Source organism: Pseudomonas sp. ICMP 3272 (assembly GCF_001466905.1).
GTDB classification, from domain to species: Bacteria; Pseudomonadota; Gammaproteobacteria; order Pseudomonadales; family Pseudomonadaceae; genus Aquipseudomonas; species Aquipseudomonas amygdali.
Map to the genome: position 1 here is coordinate 115,163 of NZ_LKEK01000037.1, position 24,680 is coordinate 139,842.

20 protein-coding genes and 1 pseudogene are annotated in these 24,680 nt (G+C 60.1%); 7 read left to right on the plus strand and 14 right to left on the minus strand.

Translation table 11 applies throughout. The annotated features are described in order from the left end of the window. Positions 1 to 28: 28 nt before the first annotated feature. The 9 genes from hflC to AO068_RS05705 form a co-directional block, all read right to left on the minus strand. Entirely contained in the window at positions 29 to 898 is an 870-nt protein-coding gene (gene hflC / locus AO068_RS05665; protein ID WP_002551822.1) for a protease modulator HflC, read from the minus strand. Further along, the gene (gene hflK / locus AO068_RS05670; RefSeq protein WP_002551821.1) at positions 898 to 2,097 is read right to left on the minus strand and encodes an FtsH protease activity modulator HflK; all 1,200 of its coding nucleotides are present in this window, start codon (positions 2,095 to 2,097) and stop codon (positions 898 to 900) included. The genes hflC and hflK overlap by 1 nt, the downstream gene beginning before the upstream one ends. Positions 2,098 to 2,193: 96 nt before the next feature. Continuing rightward, positions 2,194 to 3,495, minus strand: coding sequence for a ribosome rescue GTPase HflX (hflX, locus tag AO068_RS05675; protein ID WP_002551820.1), 1,302 nt, complete (start codon positions 3,493 to 3,495; stop codon positions 2,194 to 2,196). Between the two features lie 12 nt (positions 3,496 to 3,507). Next, complete coding sequence (hfq, locus tag AO068_RS05680; RefSeq protein ID WP_002551819.1) at positions 3,508 to 3,768, minus strand: RNA chaperone Hfq; 261 nt, start codon at positions 3,766 to 3,768, stop codon at positions 3,508 to 3,510. Positions 3,769 to 3,860: 92 nt separating this feature from the next. Next, entirely contained in the window at positions 3,861 to 4,832 is a 972-nt protein-coding gene (miaA, locus tag AO068_RS05685; RefSeq protein WP_058401219.1) for a tRNA (adenosine(37)-N6)-dimethylallyltransferase MiaA, read from the minus strand. Then, complete coding sequence (mutL, locus tag AO068_RS05690) at positions 4,833 to 6,779, minus strand: DNA mismatch repair endonuclease MutL (RefSeq protein ID WP_058407865.1); 1,947 nt, start codon at positions 6,777 to 6,779, stop codon at positions 4,833 to 4,835. It lies immediately after the preceding gene. Beyond that, on the minus strand, positions 6,776 to 8,206 hold the full coding sequence (locus AO068_RS05695; RefSeq protein WP_199523490.1) for an N-acetylmuramoyl-L-alanine amidase: 1,431 nt from the start codon (positions 8,204 to 8,206) through the stop codon (positions 6,776 to 6,778). The genes mutL and AO068_RS05695 overlap by 4 nt, the downstream gene beginning before the upstream one ends. 2 nt (positions 8,207 to 8,208) lie before the next feature. Next, positions 8,209 to 8,637, minus strand: coding sequence for a tRNA (adenosine(37)-N6)-threonylcarbamoyltransferase complex ATPase subunit type 1 TsaE (gene tsaE / locus AO068_RS05700; protein WP_220273530.1), 429 nt, complete (start codon positions 8,635 to 8,637; stop codon positions 8,209 to 8,211). Between the two features lie 29 nt (positions 8,638 to 8,666). After that, positions 8,667 to 10,157 (minus strand): bifunctional ADP-dependent NAD(P)H-hydrate dehydratase/NAD(P)H-hydrate epimerase, encoded by a 1,491-nt coding sequence (locus AO068_RS05705; RefSeq protein WP_058407866.1) that lies wholly within the window; start codon positions 10,155 to 10,157, stop codon positions 8,667 to 8,669. Positions 10,158 to 10,220: 63 nt separating this feature from the next. On the opposite strand from AO068_RS05705, the gene queG reads away from it, so the two are divergent. Next, positions 10,221 to 11,309, plus strand: a complete 1,089-nt coding sequence (gene queG / locus AO068_RS05710) for a tRNA epoxyqueuosine(34) reductase QueG (protein WP_058407867.1) — start codon at positions 10,221 to 10,223, stop codon at positions 11,307 to 11,309. Between the two features lie 83 nt (positions 11,310 to 11,392). Here the strand turns inward: queG and AO068_RS05715 are convergent, their stop codons facing one another. Together AO068_RS05715 and orn are read right to left on the minus strand one after the other, a co-directional pair. Beyond that, positions 11,393 to 12,004 carry a trimeric intracellular cation channel family protein gene (locus AO068_RS05715; RefSeq protein ID WP_005742997.1) on the minus strand — a complete coding sequence of 204 codons (612 nt, stop codon included), beginning with the start codon at positions 12,002 to 12,004 and terminating at the stop codon, positions 11,393 to 11,395. A gap of 96 nt (positions 12,005 to 12,100) precedes the next feature. Then, positions 12,101 to 12,637, minus strand: a complete 537-nt coding sequence (orn, locus tag AO068_RS05720) for an oligoribonuclease (RefSeq protein ID WP_005731116.1) — start codon at positions 12,635 to 12,637, stop codon at positions 12,101 to 12,103. Between the two features lie 108 nt (positions 12,638 to 12,745). Here orn and rsgA point away from each other — a divergent pair, with 108 nt between their 5' ends. Continuing rightward, positions 12,746 to 13,777, plus strand: coding sequence for a small ribosomal subunit biogenesis GTPase RsgA (gene rsgA, locus AO068_RS05725; RefSeq protein WP_002551811.1), 1,032 nt, complete (start codon positions 12,746 to 12,748; stop codon positions 13,775 to 13,777). A 62-nt stretch (positions 13,778 to 13,839) separates the two neighbouring features. Here rsgA and motB read toward each other — a convergent pair whose 3' ends face one another. Next, positions 13,840 to 14,865, minus strand: coding sequence for a flagellar motor protein MotB (motB, locus tag AO068_RS05730; protein ID WP_058407868.1), 1,026 nt, complete (start codon positions 14,863 to 14,865; stop codon positions 13,840 to 13,842). A 3-nt stretch (positions 14,866 to 14,868) separates the two neighbouring features. Beyond that, a complete protein-coding gene (gene motA / locus AO068_RS05735) occupies positions 14,869 to 15,720 on the minus strand; it encodes a flagellar motor stator protein MotA (protein ID WP_002551809.1) in 852 nt (283 codons plus the stop codon). Between the two features lie 207 nt (positions 15,721 to 15,927). Here motA and AO068_RS05740 point away from each other — a divergent pair, with 207 nt between their 5' ends. The 4 genes and pseudogenes from AO068_RS05740 to AO068_RS05750 all read left to right on the plus strand — a co-directional run bounded on the left by AO068_RS05740 (position 15,928) and on the right by AO068_RS05750 (position 21,408). Then, positions 15,928 to 17,463: an HDOD domain-containing protein gene (locus AO068_RS05740; RefSeq protein WP_058401214.1), complete on the plus strand. Its 1,536-nt coding sequence runs from the start codon at positions 15,928 to 15,930 to the stop codon at positions 17,461 to 17,463. A gap of 45 nt (positions 17,464 to 17,508) precedes the next feature. Then, positions 17,509 to 18,318 (plus strand): annotated as a pseudogene (locus tag AO068_RS29165) (rhodanese-like domain-containing protein); the annotation flags it as partial. A 183-nt stretch (positions 18,319 to 18,501) separates the two neighbouring features. After that, the gene (gene asd, locus AO068_RS29170; RefSeq protein WP_058401248.1) at positions 18,502 to 19,365 is read left to right on the plus strand and encodes an archaetidylserine decarboxylase; all 864 of its coding nucleotides are present in this window, start codon (positions 18,502 to 18,504) and stop codon (positions 19,363 to 19,365) included. A 258-nt stretch (positions 19,366 to 19,623) separates the two neighbouring features. Then, complete coding sequence (locus AO068_RS05750) at positions 19,624 to 21,408, plus strand: hypothetical protein (protein ID WP_058407869.1); 1,785 nt, start codon at positions 19,624 to 19,626, stop codon at positions 21,406 to 21,408. Between the two features lie 44 nt (positions 21,409 to 21,452). Here AO068_RS05750 and serB read toward each other — a convergent pair whose 3' ends face one another. After that, a complete protein-coding gene (gene serB / locus AO068_RS05755; RefSeq protein ID WP_058407870.1) occupies positions 21,453 to 22,667 on the minus strand; it encodes a phosphoserine phosphatase SerB in 1,215 nt (404 codons plus the stop codon). 130 nt (positions 22,668 to 22,797) lie between these two features. On the opposite strand from serB, the gene AO068_RS05760 reads away from it, so the two are divergent. After that, entirely contained in the window at positions 22,798 to 24,336 is a 1,539-nt protein-coding gene (locus AO068_RS05760; protein WP_058407871.1) for a HAMP domain-containing protein, read from the plus strand. The last annotated feature ends 344 nt before the right edge of the window (positions 24,337 to 24,680 follow it).

Below are 24,680 nucleotides of genomic sequence, written 5' to 3' on the forward strand. Positions count from 1 at the left end.
GCGGTTTTGCCGCCCGGCGGGTGATTAATTACGGCTTGGCTTTTTCCAGATAGCGAAAGAATTCGCTGTTCGGATCAAGCACCATCACGTCGCTCTTGTTCGCAAAGCTTTCACGGTAGGCACGCAGGCTACGATAAAACGCGTAGAACTCCTGATCCTGACCATACGCCTTGGAGTAGATCGCGGCAGCCTGGGCATCACCATCACCACGCGCTTCTTCCGACTCGCGATAGGCTTCTGCCAGCAACACACGACGCTGACGATCGGCGTCGGCACGAATGCCTTCAGCCAACTCGTTACCCTTGGCACGATGCTCGCGGGCTTCACGCTCACGCTCGGTGCTCATACGCTCGAAAACGCTGCGATTCACTTCCTTCGGCAGGTCGATGGCCTTGACCCGGACATCGACAACTTCGATACCCAGCTCTTTCTCGGCCATACGGTTCAGCGAACCGGTGATATCCGCCATCAGCGCATCACGCTCACCCGACACGACTTCGTGCAGGGTGCGCTTGCCGAACTGGTCACGCAGGCCCGACTCCAGGCGACGCGAAAGACGCTCGTCGGCGATCTGCTTGAGGCCGGAAGTCGCGGTGTAGAAACGCTCCGCATCCTTCACACGCCATTTGGCGTAGGCATCGACCATGACCGCTTTCTTTTCCAATGTCAGGAAACGCTGGGTCGGTGCATCGAGGGTCAGCAAACGACCGTCGAACTTACGCACCTGGTTCACGTAAGGAACCTTCACATGCAGACCCGGCTGAACGTCCGCCTGGACCACACGACCGAATTGCAGCAGAACCGCGCGCTCGGTCTGGGACACTATGTAGAAGCTGTTCCAGGCGATGACTGCCAGTACCACGCCGACAATAAGGGTGATCAGTGATTTGTTACTCATCAGCGAGTCTCCCTGGTACGTACTTCACCACGCTGCTGAGCCTCATTCGCCCGGGCAGCGGCGGCAGCAGCGGCAGCATCATTAGCCGACTGCGATGGCGTACCTGAATTGGAGCCATTGCCGTTACTGCTGCGGCTGCTCTCGATCATCTTGTCGAGCGGCAGATAAAGCAGATTGTTCTGCCCCTTGTCGCCGGTCACGAGAACCTTGCTGGTGTTGCTGAAGACTTCCTGCATGGTGTCCAGATACAGACGCTGGCGGGTAACTTCAGGAGCCTTGCGGTACTCGGCAACCAGTTTGGTAAAGCGATCCGCCTCACCCTTGGCGCGCGAAACGACTTCATCGCGGTAGCCGTTGGCATCTTCAAGGATGCGCTGAGCCTGACCACGGGCTTCCGGGATCACACCGTTGGCATAGCTTTCAGCCTGGTTACGCGCACGCTGCTCGTCTTCACGGGCGCGGATCACGTCATCGAAGGCTTCCTGAACTTCACGCGGCGCGGCGGCGCTCTGTACGTTAACCTGAGTGACGGTGATGCCGGTACGGTAGGTATCGAGGAAGCGTTGCAGACGCTCCTTGATTTCGCTGGCCATCAGTTCACGACCTTCAGTCAGCACCTGATCCATTGCCGTGGAACCCACGACATGGCGCAGCGCACTTTCAGTGGCGTGCTGCAGGCTGATTTCAGGCTGATCGACGTTCAGGACGAAGTCCTGCAGGTTGCTGATCTTGTATTGCACGGTCAGCGGCACTTCGACGATGTTCTCGTCTTCGGTGAGCATCTGGCCCTGCTTGCTGTAGGCTCGCTCGCGAGTCACGTTTTCCATGTACTTGCGATCGAACGGCGGGAAGTAGATGTTGAGACCCGGCCCTACGGTTTCGTGGTATTGACCGAAACGCAGCACGACAGCCTGCTCTTGCTCGTCAACAACATAGATAGCGCTGTAGAGCCAGAAAGCGACGAGCACGACCAGGCCGATACCGAGCAGGCCAAAGCCACCGCCCTTGCCTGAACCGCCACCACTGCCGCCGCCATCGCTGCCGCGTTTGTTACCGCCGCCGAACAACCCCTTCAGGCTTTCCTGCAGCTTACGGAAGGCCTCGTCGAGATCAGGTGGTCCCTTGCGGTCGCCGCCACGGCGTTTGCCACCCCAGGGATCTTGATTATTCGAGTTGCCACCCGGCTCATTCCAAGCCATAGCGCTCTCCATCTGATAAAGCAAAGACGCGCCCGCGGCGCGCCGACCAATGCTACAGAATGCTCGCGAAAGCCGTACAACGGCTTTCTCGTGCTTTTATTGCAAAGTGTGTTGCTCGATGAACTCCAGCGGCTGCAATCCTTCGCGACTCACCAGTCGATTGAGTTCAACGCGCGGCAGTCGTACGGCCAGCACGCTGGCACCTTCCTCGTCATGCGTTTCGCTCTGCACCGCACCCAATTCGAAAAACTGGGCGCGCAGCCGGGCAAGACTCTGAGGCAAAAGCAGCGTGCCGACAAACAGGTCGTCACCGAGCAGCTCGGCGATAGCCTGCTTGAGCAGATCCAGCCCTCGACCATCACGGGCAGACACCCAGACACGCTGCGGTTTGCCATCGGCATCCCGCTGTATCTGCGGCTCCACGCCTTCAAGCAGATCGAGTTTGTTATAGACCTCAAGGATCGGCAAGCCCTCGGCACCGATCTCACCGAGCACGGCCATGACCTGCTCGATCTGCGACATGCGGTCTGGCTCGTGGGAGTCGATCACATGCAGCAGTAAATCGGAGTTGCTCGACTCTTCAAGCGTCGCTCGAAACGCTTCTACCAGTTTGTGCGGCAGATGGCGAATGAAGCCTACGGTATCGGCCAGCACGATAGGACCCAGGTCATCGAGTTGCAGGCGACGCAAGGTAGGATCGAGCGTGGCGAACAGCTGGTCCGCCGCAAACACATCCGAATCGGTCACCGAGTTGAAAAGGGTCGATTTGCCGGCGTTGGTGTAGCCCACCAGTGAAACCGAAGGGATGTCGGCGCGACGACGTCCACGACGTGCCTGATCGCGCTGACTGCGAACCTTCTCCAGTCGACCCTTGATCTGCCGCAGGCGAACCCGCAGAAGACGTCGGTCGGTTTCGAGCTGGGTTTCGCCTGGGCCGCGCAAGCCGATACCACCTTTCTGACGCTCAAGGTGAGTCCAGCCACGGACCAGACGCGTACTCATATGCTCAAGCTGGGCCAGTTCGACCTGAAGCTTGCCTTCGTGGGTACGTGCACGCTGCGCAAAGATATCGAGGATCAGACCCGTACGATCAAGCACGCGGCACTCGAAAACGCGTTCGAGGTTACGTTCCTGACTGGGCGTGAGGGTGTGATTGAAGATAACGAGATCAGCCTGTTCGGCCTTGACCTGGTCGCGAAGCTCCTCGACCTTGCCAGAGCCAATCAGGTATTTGGCCGATGGCCGATGACGCGGCACGTTGATAAACGCAACGGTATCGGCACCGGCCGATATGGCCAGCTCCTGAAACTCCTGCGGATCTTCGCGCGCCTCAGGGTCCTGACCATCCAGATGAACGAGAATTGCACGTTCACCACCACTGTGGCGCTCAAAGAACAAGGCAGACTCCTATCAGGCGTTACCTGGCTCGGCGTCTGCGCCGTCAGCGTCGGTAGCGCTGGGAAGGCGAATCGGGCGAACCGGTACGACGGTGGAAATGGCGTGTTTGTAGACCATCTGGCTGACAGTATTCTTCAGCAAAATGACGAACTGGTCGAAAGACTCGATCGTGCCCTGCAGCTTGATACCGTTGACCAGGTAGATCGATACCCCGACCTTCTCTTTTCGCAAGGTATTCAAGTAAGGGTCTTGTAGCGAATGCCCTTTTGACATGTGCCGCACTCCTTTAAGGATCAATAAAATAATAAATCGAATTCGATTGGCTTACCGGCCACCCCCCAAGGATAGACGGCTATTGCAGGGACTCAGCTCAATATGGAGACCGATCCCAGGTATTTCAAGGCGCGCGACAGATTGTCGCTGGCCAGACTGTCCAGCCAGTGCAAATCCTCCCAGCTGCGTAGCCAGGTGAACTGCCTTTTGGCCAACTGGCGCGTTGCAATAATGCCGCGCTCCTGCATTTCATCCAGCGTCAGCTTCCCATCCAGGTGATCCCAGACCTGGCGATAACCGACGGCTCTTATCGAGGGCAACCCGGAATGCAGGTCGCCTCTTGAGCGCAATGCCAGTACTTCGTCCAGAAACCCCTGATCCAGCATTTGCTCAAAACGTAGCGCGATGCGTTGGTGCAGCACCTTGCGATCAGCCGGAGCGATGGCAAGGTTCGCGACAGTATAGGGCAATTGCTGACGCCCTGATGCGGCCGCTTCGGTACTTTGCACAGTTTGTTGCTCGCGGTGTGCCGTCATGCTCATTCCGCTGACGCGATACACCTCAAGCGCCCTGATCAGTCGTTGCGGATCATTGGGGTGAATGCGTGCCGCCGAAACGGGGTCGACCACCGCCAATTGATCGTGCAATGACTGCCAGCCATAGGCCTGTGCATCAGCTTCAAGCTGTGCCCTGACCTGCGCATCGGCAGCCGGCATATCCGCCAGCCCGTGCAATAGAGCCTTGAAATACAACATAGTGCCGCCGACCAGCAAAGGAATATTTCCGCGCGCGGTAATTTCCGCCATGGCCGCCAGTGCGTCGCTGCGAAAATCGGCTGCGGAGTAGCTTTGTGCCGGGTCGAGAATGTCGATCAGACGGTGCGGATATTCAGCCAGCTGTGCTTTCGAAGGCTTTGCGGTGCCGATGTCCATGCCGCGATAGACCAACGCCGAATCGACGCTGATCAGCTCACAAGGCAGCACTTTGCTCAGTTCTATCGCAAGGTCGGTCTTGCCTGCGGCGGTAGGCCCCATGAGAAAGATGGCCGGAGGTAAAGCATTCATTCATTGACCGCGCAGGAATAATTTATCCAGGTCATTGAGACCCATCTGGGTCCAGGTAGGACGACCGTGGTTGCATTGCCCGCTGCGTTCGGTGTTTTCCATATCACGCAACAGGCCGTTCATTTCCGGGATGGCCAGACGCCGATTGGCGCGAATCGCGCCGTGACAGGCCATGGTCCCGAGCAACTCGTTCATGTGTGCCTGCACCCGGTCGCTGGTGCCGTACTCCATCAGATCCGCCAGCACATCGCTGACCAGCCGATTGGCCTCGGCCTGCTTGAGCAACGCAGGGATCTGGCGGATCGCCAGGGTTTCCGGGCCAAGCCGCTGCAGCTCGAAGCCCAGGCGCTGAAACGTCGCGATATGTTCTTCGGCGCAGTCCGCTTCACGCTGGCTGACCGCGAGAGATTCGGGCACCAGCAATGGCTGACCACTCAGGCCTTCATTGGCCATCGCTATTTTCAGGCGCTCGTACATGATTCGCTCGTGGGCGGCGTGCATGTCCACCAGCACCAGCCCGTGAGCGTTTTCAGCGAGGATGTAGATACCTTTGAGCTGCGCCAGCGCATAACCCAGCGGCGGAATATCGCCGGGCGACTCCGGCAGCGACGAGGGTGCGGTGCTGGGCAGCGGTGCGAAGAATTCACGGTAGGCACTTTGCGCTTCGGCAACCGGCACGCCAGAGGTGGGCCGAGGCGTATATTGATACTGATAACCGCTGCCAGCGCCGCCACCGGCAGCAGGTCGGGCAAAAGGCTCGCCCTGCGGCTGTTCCAGCACGTTATTGGCCAGACGCATTTCACCCTGCGGCCCGAACTCACCGGCCTCAGGCCCGGTAGGCCGAGGCTCGGCGGCGACCGGTACGCTGCCACCCAACTGGTTTTCCGGGCGCACATCACCCAATGCACGGTGCAGGGTGCCGTAAAGAAAGTCGTGCACCATTCGCCCGTCGCGGAAGCGTACTTCATGCTTGGTCGGGTGAACGTTGACGTCCACAGCGGCCGGGTCGACCTCGAAAAACAGCACGAACGTGGGGTGACGGCCGTTGAACAGCACGTCGCGATACGCCTGACGCACAGCATGAGCGACCAGTTTGTCGCGCACCGCACGCCCGTTTACGAAGAAATATTGCAGGTCGGCCTGGCTACGCGAAAATGTCGGCAGCCCTACCCAGCCCCACAGATGAAGGCCATTGCGCTCGATCTCAATGGGTAACGCCTGCTCCAGGAAGCCCGGCCCGCAGATCGCCGAGACACGCCGCGCTCGGGCGGTATCGTCATGCGCTTCATGCAGGCTCAACACGGTCTTGCCGTTGTGACGCAAATGGAAGGCCACGTCGAAACGCGCCAGCGCCATGCGTTTGATGACTTCCTGCAGATGATCGAATTCGGTTTTTTCGGCCTTGAGAAACTTGCGTCGGGCAGGCGTGTTGAAGAACAGGTCGCGCACTTCAACGGATGTGCCTACCGGATGCGCTGCCGGCTGAACGCGCGGTGCCATGTCACGGCCTTCGGTTTCAACCTGCCAGGCCTGATCGGCGTCGCGGGTGCGCGAAGTCAGCGTCAGGCGCGCCACGGAGCTGATCGAAGCCAGCGCTTCGCCGCGAAACCCGAGGCTCATGACGCGCTCGAGGTCCTCCAGATCGCGAATCTTGCTAGTGGCATGTCGCGCCAGCGCCAGCGGCAGGTCATCCGAGGAAATACCGCCGCCATCGTCCCGCACTTTCAACAGCTTGATACCAGCCTGCTCGACATCGACATCTATGCGCCGCGCGCCGGAATCAAGGCTGTTTTCCAGCAGCTCCTTGATAACCGACGCCGGACGCTCGACGACTTCGCCAGCCGCAATCTGGTTGGCCAGACGCGGGCTGAGCAATTCGATGCGCGCAGCGTTCAGGACAGTCTGAGCGTTATTGGCTTCGGTGCCGTCGAGCAGAAGATCGGTCATTGCTGAGTCGCCACCTCGGAACTTGGAATGCGCAGATCCTGGCCAATCTTCAGTTCATCGCTTTTCAGATTGTTGGCGCTGCGCAACGTGGCAATGTTCATGTCATAGCGCGCTGCGAGCATGGCCAGGGTTTCGCCGGAGCGGACCACATGGTTGCGTGGCCCTTGGGCCAGCTTGCCGTTGTCACGCAGCCAGGCAATATAAGTGCCCTGTGGCGGGTTCTGCTGGAAGAACTGCTTCACCCCGGAATTGATCGAACGCGCCAACGCCTGCTGGTGCGACGCAGAACTCAGCTTGTTGGCTTCGTTGGCGTTGGAGATAAAGCCGGTTTCTACCAGAATCGACGGGATATCCGGCGACTTGAGCACCATGAAACCTGCCTGCTCGACACGCGATTTGTGCAGTGAGGTGACGCGACCGATATTGCTCAGCACCTTCTGGCCGACGTTCAGGCTCGAAGACAGCGAAGCGGTCATGGACAAGTCCAGCAAAACCCCCGCGAGCATGCGGTCCTTGTCATCAAGGCTTACCGCACCGGCACCACCGATCAGGTCGGAACGGTTTTCACTGTCCGCCAGCCAGCGTGCGGTTTCGGAGGTCGCACCGCGATCAGACAAGGCGAACACCGAAGCGCCAAACGCTGCGGTAGACGGCGCAGCGTCGGCGTGAATTGACACAAACAGGTCGGCCCCCTTGGCTCGGGCGATCTCGGTACGTTTGCGCAACGGAATAAAGTAGTCGCCGGTCCGCGTCAGTTCAGCGCGGTAGCCTTTCTCGGCATTGACCTGGCGCTGCAACTCCTTGGCGATCGACAGCACCACGTTTTTCTCTTTCTGCCCGGCACCGCCCGAGGCACCCGGGTCTTCACCGCCGTGCCCGGCATCGATCACCACGACAATGTCGCGCTTGCCGTTGGGCACCGGGGTCAACTTGATTTCAGGCTTGGCCGGGCTGACCGGGACAGCGGGCGCGGTATTGGCCGCGGTATCCGGGATCACTGGTGTCGGGTTGGCATCGGCGGCGTTATCGAACAGGTCGACCACCAGACGGTTGCCGTACTGCTGGTTCGGCGCAAGCGTGAAGCTTTTGGGCGTCACCGCCTTTTTCAGGTCGATGACCACGCGCAGATCCGTCGGCGTGCGCTGGGCAGAGCGCATGCTGTTGATCGGCGTATTGGCTGTCGAGACATTCAACGGGCCACCGAGTGTCGCGCCATTGATATCGATCACCAGACGATCAGGCGAAGTCAGGGTGAATACGCTGTGCTGGACAGGCCCGGACAGGTCGAATACCAGACGTGTGTTGTCCGGTGCTCGCCATAAGCGGACACTTTTTACTTGCGTAGCGGCAACCGCCTCGACAGCCAGGGCCATCAGCAGCAGACCAACTACAGTAACCAGCGCGCGCATGCGCATACCTAACCCCATATCTATTTGAATTCCAAAGCCAAAGTGGCACACCAGCGTTCGCCACGCGAGCCCAGCGGGCTCAATATCACGGACCGACCTTCTCCGTGCGGGCCAATGGTAATGGTCAGGTCAGGCTTTGGCAAAAAGCCTGCACCACGCTGGGGCCATTCAATCAGACAAAGTGCATCGCCGTCGAAGTAATCACGCACACCCATGTACTCGAGTTCTTCGGGATCGACCAGACGATACAGGTCAAAGTGAAAGACCCGGATGGCACCTATTTCGTAGGGCTCAACCAGCGTGAAAGTAGGACTCTTGACAGCCCCGGCATGCCCGAACCCGCGAATCATTCCCCGTGAAAGAGTGGTTTTTCCAGCGCCCAGATCGCCATCGAGAAAGATGACGCCCACGCCTTCGGTAACCGCGGCCAGGCGTGCACCAAAATTCATCATGGCCTCTTCGCCAACCACATGCAGCGTTAAATCAGACACGGTTGCAGCTCCTCCAATAACTGACGAATGGCAGGAATAATATCGCTGGCAGCCAGCCCGCGACCGTATTCACCGACTTTCTGACCGGCGCTTGCGTGCAGCCACACCGCCAGACAGGTCGCATCGAATGGCGTCAGATGCTGCGCCAGCAGCGCACCGATCAACCCGGCCAGCACGTCACCCAGTCCGGCGGTGGCCATGGCCGGATGACCACGGTCGCACAACGCCAGTTGCCCGCTCGCATCGGCGATCAGGCTGCCAGAGCCCTTGAGCACGCAAACCGTATCGAACTTGCGCGCCAGCGCCCGCACAGCAGCGGCCCGGTCAGCCTGAACGTCCTTGATGCCAACGCCCAGCAAACGCGCGGCCTCTCCCGGATGCGGGGTGATGACGCAGCCTTTGGGCAGACTCACCAGACCGGCGGCCAGCATATTCAGAGCATCGGCATCCCACACTTGGGGCCGCTCAGCGTTGGCAGCAGCCGACAGCAGGCTGCGCCCCCAGGACGCCTGCCCCAGGCCGGGCCCGACCACCAATACGCTGGCCGGCTCGATCAAAGCCATCAACTGGTTCGCCGAGCGAATGGCCGCACTCATGATTTCCGGCATGCGCGTCAGGGCGGCCGGAATATGTTCGGCGCGGGTCGCCAGCGTCAGCATGCCCGCCCCGCTGCGCAAGGCGCTTTCGGCGCTGAGCAAGGCAGCACCGCCAAAACCGTGATCGCCACCGATGACCAGCACTCGGCCGAACATGCCTTTATGAGCAGTACGCGGACGCGGTGCCAGCGTCGGCAGACTGGATGCGCCCAGACGTTTCGCGCTGACCGGCACCTGCGCAACCAGCGCAGGGTCGGCGCGCAAATCATCAAACACCAGTTCGCCCACCAGGTCCGCCGCATCGCCTGTCAACAAGCCCAGTTTGAGGCCGATGAAGGTAACGGTCACATCGGCACGCACCGCCACGCCCAGCGTCTGGCCGGTGTCTGCACTCAAGCCCGACGGGATGTCCACGGCGGCGACCGGCAGGCCGCTGGCATTGATCGCCTTGATGGCCGAAACATAGGGCTCGCGCACTTCGCCGTTGAGCCCGGTGCCGAGCAAGGCATCCAGCACCACGCCGCTCAGCGGTTGTCCGGCCCATGCCTGAGTGTCAATGCCGGAAGCTGCCGCGTGCGCCGAAGCGGCATCACCGGTCAATGCAGCCGGGTCGCCGACAGCCAGCACCCTGACTTGCCAGCCTGCCTTGTGCGCCAGCGCGGCCACCAGATACCCGTCACCGGCGTTGTTGCCACGTCCGGCCAGCACGGTCAGTTCATTGGCCTGCGGCCAGCGTCGAAGTATCGTCCGCCACAGCGCCTGGGCAGCGCGCAGTATCAATTCCAGGCCTGGCGTACCGGCAGCAATCAGCCGTGCATCAAGGTCGCGGACCTGCGCGGCGCTGTACAGCGCGTCGGGTAAATGAGGTTTCGTGTCGAACATGCGTCTATAGGCTCCGATGTCTGGCAGAATTATACGCACCTTGGCCCCGGTTTCTCTCTGCGCATGTCCGCTATTACTGCTGTACTTCCCACTTCCGATGATCTCGCCACCCTTGCCGTCTCAATCAAGGCATGGGGGCGTGAGCTGGGCTTTCAGGAAGTGGGGATCAGCGGTCTGGACCTGGCAGAGCATGAGCAGCACCTGCAACGCTGGCTCGATGCAGGCTATCACGGCGAAATGGACTATATGGCAGCCCACGGCAGTAAACGTTCCCATCCGGACGAGCTGGTGCCGGGAACGTTGCGCGTGGTGTCGCTGCGCATGGACTATCTGCCCGGCGACACCGAGATGGCCCAGCGCCTGACAGAACCGGAAAAAGCCTATGTGTCACGCTACGCCCTGGGCCGTGACTATCACAAGTTGATCCGCAAGCGCTTGCAGCAACTGGCCGAGCGCATTCAGCAGGCCATCGGGCCGTTTGGTTTTCGGGCGTTCGTGGACAGCGCGCCAGTGCTGGAAAAGGCCATTGCCGAACAGGCCGGGCTCGGCTGGATCGGCAAGAATACGCTGGTGCTCAACCGCAAGGCGGGAAGCTTTTTCTTTCTCGGCGAGCTGTTTGTCGACATCCCGCTGCCGGTCGATGCGCCGCATGCGACGGAACATTGCGGGCGCTGCACGGCCTGCCTGGACATCTGCCCGACGGCGGCCTTTGTCGGGCCTTATGTGCTGGACGCACGGCGCTGTATTTCCTACCTGACCATCGAGCTCAAGACCGCGATCCCCGAAGAGCTGCGGCCCTTGATCGGCAATCGGGTGTTCGGTTGCGACGATTGCCAGATTGTCTGCCCGTGGAACCGCTTTGCACGACCAACCGACCAGAGCGATTTCCAGCCGCGCCATAACCTGGACAACGCTGGGCTGGCCGAGCTGTTTTTATGGGATGAAGACAAATTCCTCAGTAGTACAGAAGGCTCGCCCCTGCGCCGCGCCGGGTACGAACGCTGGCTACGCAACCTGGCTGTCGGACTGGGCAACGCGCCCTCCACCATCCCGGTGATCGAAGCCCTGCACGCACGGCGCGACTATCCCTCGGAGCTGGTCAGGGAACATGTGGAATGGGCGCTGCAGAGGCATGGGGTGGTGCCGCTTTAAATATGCAGCGCGGCGCAGAATGGTGACGCGGAGCGTGAGGAACGATGACTTTCCAACTATCGTGCCTAGGCTCTGTATGCATCTCAAGGCTCGTCTTTATAGACGAACTTGGGCATTTCCCAGCGGAAACGGATCGCCAACAGGCGCAGCAGCAGGCCGCCGAACAGGGTGATGAGCACCGCCTGTTCATCCGGCAATTGCAGGTACTGGCACAGCAAAAAACACCACGCGGCCAGAAACGACACGCTGGCATACAGCTCGCGGCGGAAGATCAGCGGGATGTCGTTGCAGAAGATGTCGCGCAAAATGCCACCGAAGACCCCGGTGATGACGCCGCACACTGACGCGATCACCAGACCATGCCCGGCTTCCAGCGCAGTCATGCAGCCGATCAGGGTGAAGGCCACCAGGCCCAACGCATCAAGCACCAGAAACAGCGAGCGCAGATGGCGCATCAAAGGCGCGATAAAGATCGTCACCAAGGCTGCCACACTGGTCAATATGAGGTATTCCGGGTGCTTGACCCAGGTCAGCGGGTAATGGCCGATCAGCACATCGCGCACCGAGCCGCCACCCAGCGCCGTGACGCAGGCGATCAGCACCACGCCAAACCAGTCCATTCCTCGACGACCCGCAGACAGCGCGCCAGTCATGGCTTCAGCAGTGATGGCGATCAGATAAAGCATCAGCAACATGGCGGCGACTCTGCGACAAAGGCGCGCAGTCTAACCAGCCGACCAGCGCACTGAAAGAGTGCAGCGAAGATTATTCACTGCACGCGCGAGTCTCGATCAAGGCTTGATGAAGTGCTCACGATAAAAGCGCAGCTCGGCAATCGACTCACGGATGTCGTCGAGCGCCAGGTGGGTGCTGCCTTTCTTGAACTTCAGTTCAGGGGACCAGCGCGCAGCCAGTTCCTTTAGGGTCGAGACATCCAGATTGCGGTAATGGAAGTAGTTCTCCAGCGTCGGCATGTGGCGATACAGGAAGCGGCGATCCTGGCAGATGCTATTGCCGCAGATTGGCGAACTGCGCTCCGGCACCCACAGTTTGATGAACTCAAGAGTCTGCGCCTCGGCTTCAGCCATGCTGATGGTGCTTTCGCGTACTCGCTGGGTCAGGCCCGAGCCACCGTGCTGGCGGGTGTTCCACTCGTCCATTTTCGCCAGCGTCTCGTCGCTCTGATGCACCGCGATCACCGGACCTTCGGCCAGGGTGTTCAGCTCGCTATCGGTGATGATCGTGGCCATTTCGATGATGACATCGGTATCAGGGTCCAGACCGGTCATTTCCAGATCGATCCAGATCAGGTTCTGCTTGTTCTGCATGTGTCGACTCCTCAACGTAGGCGCGCAGTTTAGCTCACCCTGCCGTGCTAGACTCCTGCCGATCAATCGTACTGCCTAATTCATCGGTTACATCACATCGGAACACCCATGGCCAAACGCCAACTCAATCGTCGTCAGAACTGGCGCATCGAAAAAATTCAGGGCGAGCGTGCTGCCCGCGCGGCAAAACGCGAGTCCGCTACGCTTGAAACACTGGAAGGCGGCGACCTCGGCCCCGAACAGACCGGCCTTGTAATTGCTCACTTCGGTGTTCAGGTCGAAGTCGAGGCTCAGGAAGGCGAAGCAAGCGGTCAGGTCTTCCGCTGCCACCTGCGCGCCAACCTGCCTGCACTGGTGACCGGCGATCGCGTCGTATGGCGCGCCGGCAATCAGGGCATTGGCGTCATCGTTGCGCAACTGCCTCGCACCACCGAACTGCGCCGCCCGGACTCACGCGGTCAGCTCAAGCCTGTGGCGGCCAACGTCGACCTGATCGTGATCGTGTTCGCGCCCATGCCCGAGCCACATGCCAACCTGATCGACCGTTATCTGGTGGCCGCCGAGCATGCCGGGATTCGTCCACTGCTGCTGCTCAACAAGGCCGACCTGATCGACGAGCAGAACGCGCCCGCGCTCAATGCGCTGCTGGCGGTCTACCGCACTCTGGGTTACCCGGTACTGGAAGTATCGGCGCATCACGGCGACGGCATGCAGACACTGCAAAGCCAGCTTGACGGCCACATCAGTGTATTCGTGGGCCAGTCCGGCGTCGGCAAGTCTTCGCTGGTCAACAGCCTGCTGCCGGAAACGGACACTCGGGTCGGCCCGTTGTCCGAGGTCTCCGGCCAGGGCACACACACCACGACCACCGCCCGCCTGTTCCACTTCCCGCGTGGCGGCGATCTGATCGACTCACCGGGCATCCGTGAGTTCGGCCTGGGGCACGTCAGCCGTGCCGACGTGGAAGCTGGCTTCATCGAGTTCAACGACCTGATCGGCACGTGCCGCTTTCGCGACTGCAAGCATGACCGCGAACCGGGCTGCGCCCTGCTTAAGGGGCTTGAAGATGGCCGCGTACAGCAACAGCGCATGAACAGCTACCGCTCAATCATTGCCAGCCTGCCGCAAGACAGCTACTGAAGACTGAACGACCGCACACAAAAACGCCGCGATCATCGCGGCGTTTCTGTATCGGTTGTAGCTCAGTTCTGGGCTGGCTCGACCCGCAACTTGCCATCGTCAAAGATATTCAGCTTCTGCCGGATCTCGTGAGGCTGGGCGTATGCCTGCGGGTCTGGCGGTGCCCCGGCCGAAGCACCCGGAGCCGCGGGAGTAGCAGGAGCGGCGGGCGCTGGCTTGGACGACGGCGCACCACCGGAGTTCTGGTCGCCTTCGATACGCTGCTGAGCCTTTTTGGTCAAAACCACAATATCGATACGGCGGTTGACCGGATTGGTCGGGTTCTCGTGATCATAAAGAGCCGACGAGGCATAACCCACCACCCTGGCCACCTGTGAGTCCGGATACGTACCAGCCACCAGCGCACGACGTGCAGCGTTGGCGCGGTTGGCCGACAGTTCCCAGTTACCGAATCCGCCGTTGCCTACAAAAGGTGTCGCATCGGTATGACCGCTGATGCTGATCTTGTTCGGCACGCTCTTGATGGTGTCAGCCATCGCCAGCAGGATGTCTTCGAAATAAGGCTTGAGACGTGCACTGCCCGAGTCGAACATCGGCCGGTTGTCAGCATCCATGATCTGAATACGCAAACCGTCCTGGGTGATCTCGAATAGAATCTGGTCCTTGAATTTCTGCAGTTGCGGGTTTTCCTCGACCTTGTTCTGCAGCTCTTGCAAGAGCATCTCCAGACGCTCCTGCTCGACCTCTTCAGCCTTGGTCTCGGAAGTCTCGGCCTCAAGGGGCACGGTGTCAGGTGACGGCGTGGTCTTGACCTCAGGGTTCAGCGTCTGATTCGGCGACATCTCGGGCGAGCCGCCCAGGTCGATCACATACGGCGAACCGCTGTCCGAAAAGCCGACCGGGTCCTTGAAGTAACCGGCCACCGCGAGCAACTGTTCGGGCGTGGCGGAGGACATCAGCCACAGCACCAGGAAGAACGCCATCATTGCCGTCGCGAAGTCGGCAAACGCGATTTTCCAGGCACCGCCGTGATGTCCGCCACCAAAGCGCTTTACGCGCTTGATGATAATCGGCTGATTATTTTCCATGACTTAGCGACCGCGAACCGCTTGTTCCAGCTCGCTGAAGCTGGGGCGATGCAGCGGGTAGAGAACCTTGCGGCCAAACTCGACGGCCAGCGAAGGCGGCATGCCGGAGGCCGAAGCCACCAGCGACGCCTTGATGCTCTCGTAGACGTTCATTTCTTCCTTGGCATCATGGGCAAGGCAGGTGGCCAACGGACCGAAGAAACCGTATGCCGCAAGAATACCGAAGAAGGTACCTACCAGCGCCGCACCTACGTGCATGCCGATTGCAGCCTTGTCGCCCGACCCCAGCGACGCCATGGTCACCACGATACCGAGTACCGCCGCCACGATACCGAAGCCGGGCATACCGTCGGCGATACCGGTAATGGCATGGGATGGATGCTCAAGCTCTTCTTTCATGCTCAGCAGCTCCATGTCGAACAGGCCTTCCAGCTCGTGAGGAGCCATGTTGCCGGACGACATGATGCGCAGGTAATCGCAGATGTACGCGGTCATGCGCTCATCTTTCAGCACGCCAGGGTATTTGGCGAAGATCGGGCTGGAGGCGGCGTCTTCGATATCCCCTTCAATCGCCATCATGCCTTCACGGCGGCTCTTGTTGAGGATTTCGTATACCAGCCCCAGTACCTCGAGGTAATAGGCGTGTGTGAAGCGCGAACCGAACATCTTCAGCGACTTCTTGAACACGTGCATGGTCATGTAGCCAGGGTTGGCCTGGAGGAACGCGCCCAGTGCAGCACCGCCGATGATCAAGACCTCGTAGGGCTGGAACAGCGCCATGATCTTGCCATGGGACAGCACATATCCGCCGAGGACACTCGCGATAACGACAATGATGCCGATAATTTTAGCCATAGGAAAAAATACTTTACTGAGTCGGGTTCAGGGACAGTCCGGAAGTTCTTGAATCTCTTCTTCTCCTTATCGGCCTAACTGGGCCAGACTATAGCCGGTTCTTTTGAAAAACCCATTTATCCGCCTCCATAAAAGGAGGAAAATGGCCTCAGCGTCCCGTACGCTGGCGGTTTCCCAGCTCAGATAATCAGCCGCACAGGCCATCGAATGTCGACAGCACACGCAGCACATCACCTCGTTCCGAAGACGCTGGATGCCTGGGTCAAATTGCTTGACGGCATCGCGTTGCCGGTCCCTGCGGTCAATCATGGGCACGTTCGCGCAGCATTGAACGACAGTCGCCGCTCGCTACGTGAAATCGCTGAAATGATGCAGGAAAGCCCCGCACTGGTATTGAGTGTGATGCGCGAGGCCAACCATCACACCCACGGTTTGACCGAGCAGGCCGAGAGCCTCGAGATTGCGATCAACCGCCTGGGGCTGGCGCGCACCGAAATCCTTCTGGGCCGCTTGCCGGCCAAGCCGCCCGAGGAAATTCCTGCGGCCTACCGCCAATTGATTCTGGTCAGCCAGCACGCCACACAACAGGCCAACGGGTTGTTTGCCAGTCGCCTTGCACGACTCTGGCAAGACATCCATATGGGCAGCCTGCTGTTCCTCTCCCCACTCTGGCCGATGGCGCTGGCCTATCCGAAGCTGCTCGAAGAGCTGGAGTTGCGGGTTATCCACAAGGGCCATTCCAGCCTTGCAGTGGAAAAAGAGCTGTTCGGCGTCAATCTGCTGGAGCTGTGCCTGGCACTTGCCGAGTTCTGGCGCCTGCCGATCTGGGTCACGCGCGGTTATAAGTTGCTGATCAACGAGCGACGCGATCTGGCCAAGGTGCTGCGCATCGCCCGCGAAGAACACAGCCCGCTGCAACAGCAACAACTGATGGACGCCGACCCCAACCTGCGGCGCTGGCTGAACCAGCCAGCCAATACTGTTTTGCTGGGTAACGGCCTGGCGCTGGCGGCGCAACATGCCTGGAACAGCCCGCATTGCCTGCGCTGGGAACGGCTGACCAGCCTTTACCTGCAACAGTCGATCAGCGAAGTGCAGCAGCAAGCGCATCAAAACGCTGCCAGCAGCGCGCGTATTCATGCGGAAAAAGACCTCTGGCACCCGGCCGAATCGCTGCTCTGGCCCTGGGATGCGCGCCGCGTAAGGCGCGACAACGAACCCGCCCCACCGCCCTCGGCCGACGCCCTGCAGCTATGGCGCAAGCACTGCGCCGAGCTGCTGCAGGACCCCAGCCCGTTCATCAACGCCATGCACTTGACCACCTCGGCGCGCGACGCGTTCATGTCGTGCGGTATGGAGCGGGTCATGCTGCTGATGCTGGACAAGACCTCGACCGTACTGCGCGTCAATCAGATGGCCGGACTGCCGCCCGAAACCGCCTCCTTGCAGCTGTTCATCAAGGAAAGCACCGTGTTGCAACGCTTGCTGACCCAGCCGACGCAGTTGCGCATGACCCCCGCGAACAACGCGCAGTTTGCCGCCCTGCTGCCCGCGCCACTGAAAACCCTGTTCAGTGGCCAGCACTGGCTTATTCGCTCGCTGAGCAACAACGGTAAAGTCATGCTGCTGGTGGTCGCCGACCAGGGTGGTGGGGCCTTGTCGGAAATTTCCGTCCAGGCATTCGGAAAAACCGCGCAATGTATTGAAAAGGCACTTGGCATCTTTAGTCATCGCAAAGCGTGAGGCCTGGCGTACAATTCGCCTCTTTCCTTTCATCGGAGGCTGCAAATGTCCGCATTCAATGGCTTGTCGCTGGTCATCGAACCCAACGATCTGCTTGAGCGTCTAGACGCCCCGGAATTGATCCTCGTGGATCTGACCAGCAGCGCTCGCTACGAAGCCGGGCACATTCGCGGCGCCCGTTTTGTCGATCCGAAACGTACGCAACTGGGCAAGCCTCCTGCGCCTGGTCTGCTGCCCGACACTGCCGATCTGCAGCAGCTGTTCGGCGAGCTGGGCCACAATCCCGATGCAGTCTATGTCGTCTACGATGACGAAGGCGGCGGCTGGGCCGGGCGTTTTATCTGGCTGCTGGATGTCATCGGCCACCACCGTTATCACTATCTGGATGGCGGCGTGCTGGCCTGGGAAGCGCAATCGCTGCCGTTGAGCACAGAGGTTGCGCCCGTAGCAGGCGGCCCGGTCATGCTGACGCTGCACGACGAACCTACCGCCACACGCGAATACCTGCAAAGCCGTCTGGGCGCCGCCGACCTGGCAATCTGGGACGCTCGCGCCCCGACCGAGTATTCGGGCGAAAAAGTAGTCGCGGCCAAGGGCGGACACATACCCGGCGCGGTCAATTTCGAATGGACTGCGGGCATGGACAAGGCGCGTAACCTGCGTATTCGTCAGGACATGCCGGAGATTCTTCGCGACCTGGGCATCACGCCCGACAAGGAAGTGATCACCCATTGCCAGACTCACCACCGCTCGGGCTTCACCTATCTGGTGGCGAAAGCGCTGGGCTACCCAAGGGTCAAGGCCTACGCCGGTTCGTGGGGCGAGTGGGGCAACCATCCGGATACACCGGTGGAAGGCCCGCAAGCGGTCTCCACGCCCGTTGCAACGGTTGAGGCCGTCGAACCCGCCGCGCCTGTCCAGCCAGCCGAAAGCATCGAGCCTGTCGGTTCCGATGAACCGGGGGAGGCGTCCCGCAAATCCTCAGGGCACTCCTCTTCAAAACGCTCATTTTCAGGACACTCATCTCCAGGACCCTCAATGAAAGACCGCTTGTTCATCATCAGTCAGTACCTGTTGCCACACCACCTGCTGTCCCGACTGGCTGGCTGCGTTGCCGAATGCCGCGTGCGCTGGTTCAAGAATGCCTTTACCGCGTGGTTCGCCCGCCGTTATCAGGTCGACATGTCGCAGGCACTGGTCGAAGACCTGACGTCCTACGAGCATTTCAACGCGTTCTTCACCCGTGCGCTGAAAGCCGACGCCCGCCCGCTGGATACCACACCCGGCGCGATTCTTTCGCCGGCCGACGGCGCCATCAGCCAGTTGGGCCCGATTGATCATGGCCGGATCTTCCAGGCCAAGGGGCACAGCTTCAGCGTGCTTGAACTGCTGGGCGGTGATCCCAAGCTGTCGGCACCGTTCATGGGCGGCGAGTTCGCGACGGTCTACCTGTCGCCGAAGGACTATCACCGCGTACACATGCCACTGGCCGGCACATTGCGCGAAATGGTCTACGTGCCGGGGCGTATCTTTTCGGTCAACCAGACCACCGCTGAAAACGTGCCGGAACTGTTCGCCCGTAACGAGCGAGTGGTCTGCCTGTTCGACACCGAGCGCGGGCCTATGGCTGTGGTGCTGGTCGGCGCGATGATCGTGGCGTCGGTCGAGACGGTGTGGGCCGGGCTGGTCACGCCGCCCAAGCGTGAGTTGAAGACGTTCAGCTACGACGAAGCAGCGCGTGCGCCGATTCACCTGGAAAAAGGCGCCGAGATGGGCCGTTTCAAACTGGGCTCCACGGCTATTGTGCTGTTTGGGCCAAATCAGGTGAAATGGGCCGAGCAACTGTCCGCTGGCTCCAAGGTACAGATGGGCCAGGCACTGGCAGCTCCGACACAGGCATGATCGTGACTTGAAGTCACAGTGCCTGACATGGGCGCCCAATTAAAAGGGGCGCTCATGCAGTTTAAGACCGGACAGTAATGGCTCCAGGCCATATTTACTGCGTAGTGATACCGATACTGGTAAAGTTGCCTGATCGGTGCTGTAGGATACTTCGCACTTTCATGGGCGTATGCTCGACATGTCGCCGCTCCGCGATGACGTCAGCCCCCATTTAAAGCCACCGTCCGGGCCAATGAGTTGTTGGAGTTCGCCTGTCACATGAGTAATTTTAGCCTCCCTCTGCTGCTGCGTGCCCCCACGCCAGCGCAGTCGAGCCTGACATTCTGTGAAGCCAACCCCCGCGACCTCAAACGCTGGATCTCCAGGCTGCCCAAAGCAAACCTGGGAGAAATGGCACGCCAGCTCTATCAAGGGCTGACCGAGCTGAACCAACTGATCACCCCCAGCGAAAACCGCCTGCAACTGCTTGAACTGCTGCGCCCCGAGGTGTACTTCGTCTGCAAGCACCTTGAGCGCCACTTTCTCAACCAGGCCATTGTGCTGGACGAGCGGCCGCGCAAGGTCGCCAATCTTTGCCAGGCCCTGCAAAACCATCTGGCGACCGGTTACAAGCAGATCATCCAGCAGGTAGCACCCCGCTACACCAGGGATCAGGCCGGACTTTTCAGCACCGCACTGCAACGAGCACTGCATGGGCTCAACGGACCGCTGATTCGCGCCAATCAGCTCTACTGCCCGGTGCAGGACGGTCTGTGGCTCGAACTGCATCAGATCTACCAGATTGCCCGCCAGTACCAGTTGCACAACACGCCGGTCGAAGAACCTCTGGCTCATCACACCAAGGCGTTGAGTGTGGAACAGACGTATGTGATCGCGCTGCTGATGGGGTGTTCGCGCTGCAACCAGATGCGGCAGTTGAACATCGGCAAACTGGCCGATGCACTCGAGGCCTGGAGCCCGCTGGTCAGGCTGCAATCGCCTGCCGGGGAGAACAGCCTGTTTGCTCTGGACCCGACGGCAGACAAACCGCCGCTGTATCGCACCCTGTTCAGCGATGAACAATCACCGAGGCTACTGGGTATCGACACCCAGTCGCTGGCAGAGGCAATCAACCAGTACCTGGCCTTGCCGGACGACCAGCGCAGCCCGTCCAGACTGCTGATTCCTACCGGTATCAATACCGACCTGCTGCAACATCTGGCGGCCGCCTGGGGTGATGTGGCCGAGCGGACCTTTCAGCGCACGGCAGGCCAGGGCACCCTGAAGCTGTGCATAGGCATGAGCGCACTGCATTTTTATGTAGCCGGTCAGAAGTCGTTCAGCGAGCTCCTGCAACTCAACAGCGCAGGCAGTGCTGCGAGTTTTTCGCTGAAGATCGCCAATGATGACGAAGACGACCCTTGGGCTTCAGCCTTCGATACACAGCGCGGCAAGACCTCATCGCACCTGCTGCCCTATGAAGAAATCGAATACCCGAAGAACGATGGCGATAACGACTCGCTTTCCAACGGTCAGCACACGTTTCCGACCTTCGACCTGAATATCGTCAACCACAGCCCGGGCGGTTACTGCCTTGCGTGGCAGAAGGAAGTGCCTCATCAGTTACAGGCTGGCGAACTGGTAGGTATTCAGGACGACTCCGGCCAGGGCTGGAGCATTGCCATTGTGCGCTGGGTCCGGCAAGTGCGCAGCGGCGGCACACAAATGGGCATCGAACTGATCGCCCCCTTTGCCCAGCCGTGCGGCATGCAACTGATTCGTGAACAACAGAATAGCCAGTACCTGCGAACCCTGATGCTGCCGGAAGTACGCGCTATGGAAAAACCTGCGACCTTGCTCGCACCGCGCCTGCCCTTTCAGGAGGGCAGCAAGGTAATGATCAACGTCGGGGGCGAAGAGCGCCGTGCCTCACTGAGCAACCGGCGCATCAGCAGCGCCAGTTACAACCAGTTCGAGTATCAGATCTACGATGCGCCGAAAGCCGCCGAGGTCGAAAAGGCAAAACCAGGGCAAGAGTTCGATTCTCTGTGGGGCACGCTGTAATCGCTGCAATTGTCGCGGACACTGCAACGACTACGGCGCAAGACTCAGCGCTTTCCTTCGCGGTCGCGAAAACCCAACAGATACAGCACGCCATCCAGCCCCAGCGTTGAAATCGCCTGCTTTGCCGATTGCTTGACCAATGGCTTGGCGCGGAATGCGACACCCAGCCCGGCAATCGCCAGCATCGGCAAGTCATTGGCACCGTCGCCGACCGCGATGGTCTGCTCCAGACTCAAGCCTTCCTTATGCGCCAACTCGCGCAACAGGTCTGCCTTGCGCTGCGCATTGACGATCGGCTCTACGGCGACGCCGGTTACCTTGCCATCGACCACTTCCAGCTCGTTGGCGTACACATAATCGATGCCCAGCTTTGCTTGCAGCTGCTTGGCGAAGTAGGTAAAGCCACCCGAAAGAATAGCGGTCTTGTAACCCAGACGCTTGAGCTCGGAGAACAGCGTTTCAGCGCCTTCGGTCAAGCGCAGAGAAGCGCCGATTTCATCCAGCACACTGACATCCAGGCCCTTGAGCAGAGCCAGACGCTCCTTGAAGCTTTCGCTGAAATCCAGTTCGCCGCGCATCGCCCGCTCGGTAATCTCGGAAACCTGCTCGCCTACGCCTGCAGCCTTGGCCAGCTCATCGATCACTTCGGCCTCAATGAGGGTCGAGTCCATGTCGAACACAGCCAGACGCCGGTTGCGGCGAAACAGCGAATCCTGCTGGAACGCGATATCTACGTTGAGATCCTGGGCAACCGCGAGGAATTCGGCCTGCATGGCTTTCGGGTCGGCAGGCTCGCCGCGCACGGTGAACTCAATGCAACCCTTGCCCTTGTCGGCCGGCGTGTCGAGCGGCATACGCCCGGACAGACGATCGATCTGATCGATATTCAGCCCGTATTTAGCCGTGATGGCGCTGACGCACTGCAATTGCTCGGCCGTGACCTTACGGGTCAGCAGCGTAACGATGTGACGCGCCTTGCCCTGGCCTTCGACCCAGTGTTGATAGTCGGTTTCGGACACCGCAGTGAAACGGACTTGCTGATCCAGTTCGTAGGCGGTGAGCAGGATGTCCTTGAGCACCGAGGATCCCTGCACGGTATCCGGAATTTCAACCAGGATGCCGAACGACAGGGTGTCGTGGATAACCGCCTGACCAATATCGAGAATGTTCACACCACCCTGGGCGAGGACGCCGGTGATGGCAGCAGTGAGACCTGGACGGTCGACACCAGTGATGTTAATCAGGACGATTTCGCGCAAGGCGCACCCCCGTAGTGGAAAAAAACCGCATTCTAACCACATTCAGTGACCACCGGGCACAGGCAGCGCTTTGCCGCCACTGGGTCGCTCGTTATACTGCGCGACAACTTCACCGAAAGAGCCGTGCTCTGTGAACCGGCCCACGCCCGTTAAAACCGATAATTTCTTCCTGCTCATCTTTCGTGCCCTGCGTCATCGCCGTGTACCGATCGCTTTGCGCATTGCCAGCCATAACGTGATCCTGGTCGCTTTGGCGCTGGTGATCTACGCCGGTGTCATGGGTCTGCAATTCAAGCAGGCCATGCATGAACAGGCTGATGCGCTGGGGCAGGCCCTGACGACCCAGACCGCCACCTCGGCCACCGAGCTGTTGGTGTCCAACGACATCCTCAGTCTCAACGTGCTGCTGGGCAATCTGGTCAAGAACCCGCTGGTAGCGCATGCCGCTATCTACAGTGTGGATAACCGCATTCTTGCGGAGGCTGGCCAGCGCCCGAAAAACGGGCTTCTGGGCGAGGCTCAGGGCCTTTATGAAATCAAGATCACGTTTCAGGACGTGATGGCAGGTCATCTGCGCATCAGCCTCGACATGTCACAGTTCCAGCAGCCGATGACCATCAGCCTGCAGAGCATGGGCATTCTGGCGGGCATTCTGCTGGCCCTGGCACTGGCCCTGAGCCTGCGCCTCGGCCGCCATATCTCCACGCCATTGATGCAGATGCGCATCTGGCTGCGCGATATCGACCCGTACACACCGGCTACCGACCGCCAGGATGAAATCGGCGATCTGGCCCGGCAACTGCGCACCTCGTTCGCACCACCGGTTCCGGAGCCGGAACCGCTGCCCGAACCCGAGTATGAAGGTGACGAGGACGACGGTGACGATCCATACCTGGAGCCGGAAGAGCGACCTGCACCACCGGTCTCGGCACGCAGCAGCGAACCGAAGCCGCGCCTGCCGGCACCGCCAGTCCAGCGTCGCATTGTTGCCGAAGAAGATGAAGACGACGAAGATCCGTTTGCGGACCTGCGTGACAATTCGAATACCGCACCAGTTGCCCGCCCGGTGGCTGCGCCGGTAGCGCCCGTCGAGCCGCACAACAGTGCTGTGCTGGCCGTGCAATTAGGCGCGCAGGACCAATTGCGCCGCCTGCCGCGTGCACGACTGACCGAATTGCTGCAACGTTATCGCGACTGCCTCGATCAGGCCGCCTCGCTGTATGAAAGCGAGCTGCATACCCTGAACGATGGCAGCACCCTGATGCTGTTTCACAGCCACGAAAGCGGTGATGACTACCTCACCAACGCAATCTGCTGCGGCGAGCTATTGCGTGCCCTGAGCCACGCCTTGCAGATCGAGGTGGCCGACAGCGGCATCACCTTGCAACTGCAACTGGGCCTGACGCTGGGTGAGGGCCTGAGTGGTCTGAGCCAGATCGATCTGCTGCTGACTGAAACGGCGCAGGATGCGTTGGCGCTGTCTCAGCACAGCCGCAATCTGCTGCTGGTTGAACGCCGCATCAACGACGACCCGTTGATCCGCCAGCGCGCCCGCATCCGCCCTATCGCCAGCCCTGAAGGCGCGTGCTGTGTAGAACGCCTGATGGAGCCCTACCCTTCGATGCTCGAACGCCAGCTGGCGCGCATGCACGAATCCAACAAGGCCTGACCACCGCCTCTCGTCCACATGCGTAAGCACAAGACGAGAGGCGCCCGACCTTAACTGTGCAGCGTGGCGCAAATCTGTGACGCAGAGCGTCACCCAAGGCATTCCCACGCTGGAGCGTGCGGAACGATAGGTGTCCGCAAGATCACCATCGTGCCCATGCTCCANTGGAGCATTTGGAACGATAGGCGTCCGCAAGATCACCATCGTGCCCATGCTCCGCGTGGGCATGCCGTTCTGGACGCTCCGCGTCCGATCCTGACCTCACTGAAGCATTTGGAACGATAGGCGTCCGCAAGATCACCATCGTGCCCATGCTCCGCGTGGGCATGCCGTTCTGGACGCTC

Bases quoted from the DNA above. Each gene is read 5' to 3' on its own strand.
- hflC (WP_002551822.1), bottom strand. From the start codon at position 898: ATGAGTAACAAATCACTGATCACCCTTATTGTCGGCGTGGTACTGGCA.
- hflK (WP_002551821.1), bottom strand. From the start codon at position 2,097: ATGGCTTGGAATGAGCCGGGTGGCAACTCGAATAATCAAGATCCCTGG.
- hfq (WP_002551819.1), bottom strand. From the start codon at position 3,768: ATGTCAAAAGGGCATTCGCTACAAGACCCTTACTTGAATACCTTGCGA.
- miaA (WP_058401219.1), bottom strand. From the start codon at position 4,832: ATGAATGCTTTACCTCCGGCCATCTTTCTCATGGGGCCTACCGCCGCA.
- mutL (WP_058407865.1), bottom strand. From the start codon at position 6,779: ATGACCGATCTTCTGCTCGACGGCACCGAAGCCAATAACGCTCAGACT.
- AO068_RS05695 (WP_199523490.1), bottom strand. From the start codon at position 8,206: ATGGGGTTAGGTATGCGCATGCGCGCGCTGGTTACTGTAGTTGGTCTG.
- tsaE (WP_220273530.1), bottom strand. From the start codon at position 8,637: ATGAATTTTGGTGCACGCCTGGCCGCGGTTACCGAAGGCGTGGGCGTC.
- AO068_RS05705 (WP_058407866.1), bottom strand. From the start codon at position 10,157: ATGTTCGACACGAAACCTCATTTACCCGACGCGCTGTACAGCGCCGCG.
- queG (WP_058407867.1), top strand. From the start codon at position 10,221: ATGTCCGCTATTACTGCTGTACTTCCCACTTCCGATGATCTCGCCACC.
- AO068_RS05715 (WP_005742997.1), bottom strand. From the start codon at position 12,004: ATGTTGCTGATGCTTTATCTGATCGCCATCACTGCTGAAGCCATGACT.
- orn (WP_005731116.1), bottom strand. From the start codon at position 12,637: ATGCAGAACAAGCAGAACCTGATCTGGATCGATCTGGAAATGACCGGT.
- rsgA (WP_002551811.1), top strand. From the start codon at position 12,746: ATGGCCAAACGCCAACTCAATCGTCGTCAGAACTGGCGCATCGAAAAA.
- motB (WP_058407868.1), bottom strand. From the start codon at position 14,865: ATGGAAAATAATCAGCCGATTATCATCAAGCGCGTAAAGCGCTTTGGT.
- motA (WP_002551809.1), bottom strand. From the start codon at position 15,720: ATGGCTAAAATTATCGGCATCATTGTCGTTATCGCGAGTGTCCTCGGC.
- AO068_RS05740 (WP_058401214.1), top strand. From the start codon at position 15,928: ATGTCGACAGCACACGCAGCACATCACCTCGTTCCGAAGACGCTGGAT.
- asd (WP_058401248.1), top strand. From the start codon at position 18,502: ATGAAAGACCGCTTGTTCATCATCAGTCAGTACCTGTTGCCACACCAC.
- AO068_RS05750 (WP_058407869.1), top strand. From the start codon at position 19,624: ATGAGTAATTTTAGCCTCCCTCTGCTGCTGCGTGCCCCCACGCCAGCG.